Source organism: Allobosea sp. P1_A7, assembly GCF_056406775.1.
In genome coordinates, this window is the sequence record NZ_JBFTZN010000410.1 from 1 (window position 1) to 3,556 (window position 3,556).

Annotated in this window: 5 protein-coding genes and 1 pseudogene; 5 read left to right on the plus strand and 1 reads right to left on the minus strand. The window is 62.3% G+C overall.

Annotated elements, in window-relative coordinates; genetic code table 11:
• On the plus strand, positions 1 to 444 hold a 444-nt coding region (locus AC1D34_RS35240; RefSeq protein ID WP_476826751.1), incomplete at its 5' end, for a transporter substrate-binding domain-containing protein.
• Between the two features lie 108 nt (positions 445 to 552).
• Positions 553 to 996 (plus strand): type II 3-dehydroquinate dehydratase, encoded by a 444-nt coding sequence (locus tag AC1D34_RS35245; protein WP_441489912.1) that lies wholly within the window; start codon positions 553 to 555, stop codon positions 994 to 996.
• Positions 997 to 1,014: 18 nt separating this feature from the next.
• On the opposite strand, the gene AC1D34_RS35250 is transcribed toward AC1D34_RS35245, so the two are convergent.
• Positions 1,015 to 1,704 (minus strand): TetR/AcrR family transcriptional regulator, encoded by a 690-nt coding sequence (locus AC1D34_RS35250; protein ID WP_441489913.1) that lies wholly within the window; start codon positions 1,702 to 1,704, stop codon positions 1,015 to 1,017.
• A gap of 210 nt (positions 1,705 to 1,914) precedes the next feature.
• Here AC1D34_RS35250 and AC1D34_RS35255 point away from each other — a divergent pair, with 210 nt between their 5' ends.
• From AC1D34_RS35255 to AC1D34_RS35265, 3 genes and pseudogenes are all read left to right on the plus strand, one after another.
• The gene (locus tag AC1D34_RS35255) at positions 1,915 to 2,583 is read left to right on the plus strand and encodes an amino acid ABC transporter permease (protein ID WP_441489914.1); all 669 of its coding nucleotides are present in this window, start codon (positions 1,915 to 1,917) and stop codon (positions 2,581 to 2,583) included.
• Positions 2,584 to 2,593: 10 nt separating this feature from the next.
• Positions 2,594 to 3,235: an amino acid ABC transporter permease gene (locus AC1D34_RS35260; protein WP_441489915.1), complete on the plus strand. Its 642-nt coding sequence runs from the start codon at positions 2,594 to 2,596 to the stop codon at positions 3,233 to 3,235.
• Positions 3,236 to 3,325: 90 nt separating this feature from the next.
• Positions 3,326 to 3,556 (plus strand): annotated as a pseudogene (locus tag AC1D34_RS35265) (transporter substrate-binding domain-containing protein); the annotation flags it as partial.

Consider the following 3,556-nt stretch of genomic DNA (forward strand, 5'->3'; position numbering starts at 1 on the left):
CTGATCGGGCCGAAATCGGCGGTGATCAAGACSAAYGAGGACATGGCGAAGTTCACYATYGGCGTGGCCAAGGGCGCAGCCCAGGATACCCAGGTCACCAAGAACGCGCCGGCCAGCACGACGATCCGGCGCTAYGACGGYGATGCCCCCAGCATCCAGGCGCTGGTCTCGGGCCAGGTCCAGGCGCTTGGCGGCAACATCTTCTACATCCAGCGTATCGAGCAGGCCCGGCCGGGCGAATTCGAGAACAAGCTCGAATTCCAGAACCTCTACAACGGCGCTTGCACCCGGCAGGGCGAGAAGGAGATCAACGCCGCCCTCAACGCCTTTATCGACAAGATCAGGGCGAATGGCGAGCTCCAGAAAGTCTACGACAAGTGGATGAAGGTTCCCGTCCACAAGTTCCCCGACAGCCTCGAAGGCATCTCCTTCTCCGCAAGCTGAGCGCGCTGCTCGCTCGCTCCTTCAGATTTTGCCTGCAGGCCAGCCGCGTTGACTCCGGCCTGCACGCGCCTTGCCGCGCATGCGCGACGAGGCGCCAAGGATATCGACATGAGCAATCGCATCTACGTCCTCAACGGCCCCAATCTCAATCTGCTCGGCCAGCGCGAACCCGCGATCTACGGAACGACCACGCTCGATGAGGTTCGACAGCGCTGTATCGAGAAAGCCGGGACGCTGGGTTTCGAGATCGACTTCCGCCAGACGAATTTCGAGGGCGAGCTGGTGGAGAGCGTGCATCAGGCCCGCATCGAGGCGTGCGGGATCATCATCAATCCGGCCGGCTACACCTTCACCTCAATCGCGTTGCTCGATGCCCTCAAGATGTTCGACGGTCCGAAGATCGAGCTGCACATTTCCAACGTGCATGCCCGAGAGAGCATCTACCACAATTCGCTGATCTCCCGGACGGCGACCGGCATCCTGATCGGCTTCGGCGCAGCCGGTTACGAACTGGCGATCCAGGCTATGGCCGGCCTGGTCGGGCCCAGCTGATCCCTGCGCGCCATGCGGTCAGCGGCAGAGCATGCGAAGCACGGTCTCGATCGCGCTGAGCCGTCGGCGCTCGCGGGCTTCCGGCGCCCCCATGTCGTGCCCGAAGACCTGCTGGATGCTGGCCCGGTTGGAGACATTGTAGAAACTCAGCGCGCTGATCGTCAGATGGATGTCGATCGGGTCGAGACCCTCCCGAAACACTCCCTCGCGCAGTCCGCGCTCATAGACCTCGCCGATCATGTCGATGACCGAGAGGTTGAGATCCGCGATCTTGGGAGAGCTCTGGAGATGCCGGGCATGGTGGATGTTCTCGACCATGACGAGGCGGACGAAATCCGGATTGTCGGCGTGATAGTCGAAGGTGAAACCCGTCAGCGACACGATCGCTTCGCGCGGGGGCAGGGCAGCCAGATCGAGGCTGCGCTCGAAATTGCGGATCCGGGCATAGGCCTCCTCGAGCACGGCCCGGTAGAGTCCCTCCTTGTCGCCGAAATAATAGTAGATCATCCGCTTGCTGGTGGAGGTCTTCGCCGCGATCTCGTCGACCCTCGCACCACTCAGCCCATTCTCGACGAACTCGTCACGCGCGACCGCCAGGATATTGCGGCGAACGCCGTCGGGGTCCTGGGTCCAGCTCGCGGATTTTCGCGTGCCAGCCGGCCGCGCCGGCGAGGCCGGCATCTCATTCGTCTTGCGGCTTCCAAGCATGGACAGACCCCGGCGCCGACTGTGCGGCTGTAAATGAACCGTTCAGTTCAATTGACTTGACCAATTGAACCGTTTCGTACATTTAACATCGACAGGCGATCGCGCAAGCCGAACGATCGCTCATACTCAAGGCGCCCACCCAGAGGCGCTACCGCCAAAGACGGGAACCGGATCGACCCACTCAGAAGGTCGGCCGCTCAGGGAAGCGCCATGAACTACAAGCTTGATTTCACGCCTGTACTGGATGGGTTGCCGAGCCTTCTGACCGCCTGTCTGGGAACGCTGTTCCTGGCGCTCGGCGGCATGGTGCTGGCCATCGTCATCGGCATCGGCGGTGTTGTGCTGCGCGACTCGCGGATCAAACAGGTGCGCTGGCTGGTGATGGCTTTCGTCGAGCTGATCCGGAACACGCCCTTCCTGGTGCAGATCTATTTCATCTATTTCGCATTGCCGCTCCTGGGCGTGCGGCTCGACCCGACGCCGACGGCCATTATCGCGCTGGGCATCAATGGCGGCGCCTATGCCATCGAGATCATCCGTGGCGGCGTTCAGTCGATCAGCAAGGGGCAGGTCGAAGCCGGTCTCGCGCTTGGCCTGCACAAGGCGCAGGTCTTCCGGCTGATCGTTCTGCGGCCGGCGCTGCGCGCGATCTTTCCCTCACTGACCAGCCAGTTCGTGCTGCTGACGCTGACGACCAGCGTCGCCTCCGCGATCTCTGCCTATGAGCTGACCTCAGTCGCACAACGGATCGAGTCGGACAGCTTCCGCAGCTTCGAGGTCTACGGGACGGTGACGCTGTTCTACCTCGTCATATCCTGGCTGATGATGCGCTTCTTCGCGCTCATCTCCGGTCGGTATTTCAGCTATCCGGTCAAGTGAGGAGATCGTCATGGGTACAAACGAATTCCTCTTCCTCCTCACCGGACTGAAATGGACGGTCTTCCTTTCGGTGATCGGCTTCGTCGGGGGCGGTATCTTCGGGCTCGGCGTCGCTCTGGCGCGGACCTCCGGTATTCCGCTGCTGGAGCGTGCAACCTCAGGCTATATCGCCATCTTCCAGGGCACGCCGCTGCTGATGCAGCTTTTCGTGGTCTATTACGGACTGGCGCTGATCGGGTTGAAACTCGACTCCTGGGTCGCCGTCTCGATCGGCTTCACGCTGCATGCCAGCGCCTATCTCGGCGAAATCTGGCGTGGCTCAATCGAAGCCGTGCCGAAGGGCCAGACCGAGGCCGCCAAGGCGCTGAGCCTGAACTATGTCTCGCGGATGAAGGATGTGGTCCTGCCGCAGGCTATCCGCATCTCGCTGCCGGCGACGATCGGCTTCCTGGTGCAGCTGATCAAGGGAACGTCGCTGGCTGCCATCGTCGGTTTCACCGAGCTGGCCCGGGCTGGCAACATCATCTCGAACCAGATCTTCCAGCCTCTCCTCGTCTTCGGGATCGTGGGGGCTCTGTACTTCGTCATGTGCTGGCCGCTCTCGCTCTTCGGCGCGCGGCTGGAACGCCAGTTTGCCGCGGCAACACGCTGACGAGGCCGGCAACAGACACCGCGCCAATTCCGGCCAGGCAAGTTCAACCAGGCAAGATCAACCAAGCAAGATCAACCAAGGGAGTGAGACATGACATCTTCGAACAAGGGATTGCTCAACCGCCGTCAGGCTCTGTTGGCCGGCGCGGTCGGGCTTGCGGCGCCCGGCCTGCTGCTGCGGCCTGCGCTGGCGGTGACGCCGGCGGAGATCAAGGCGAAGGGCAAGCTGGTCGTGGGCATCCAGGGCGACAATCCGCCCTGGGGCTTCGTCACCAGCGCCGGCAAGCAGGATGGGCTGGATGCCGATATCGCGGCGCTCTTC

Excerpts from the sequence above, each read along its gene's own strand:
- AC1D34_RS35245 (WP_441489912.1), top strand. The coding sequence starts at position 553 with ATGAGCAATCGCATCTACGTCCTCAACGGCCCCAATCTCAATCTGCTC.
- AC1D34_RS35250 (WP_441489913.1), bottom strand. The coding sequence starts at position 1,704 with ATGCTTGGAAGCCGCAAGACGAATGAGATGCCGGCCTCGCCGGCGCGG.
- AC1D34_RS35255 (WP_441489914.1), top strand. The coding sequence starts at position 1,915 with ATGAACTACAAGCTTGATTTCACGCCTGTACTGGATGGGTTGCCGAGC.
- AC1D34_RS35260 (WP_441489915.1), top strand. The coding sequence starts at position 2,594 with ATGGGTACAAACGAATTCCTCTTCCTCCTCACCGGACTGAAATGGACG.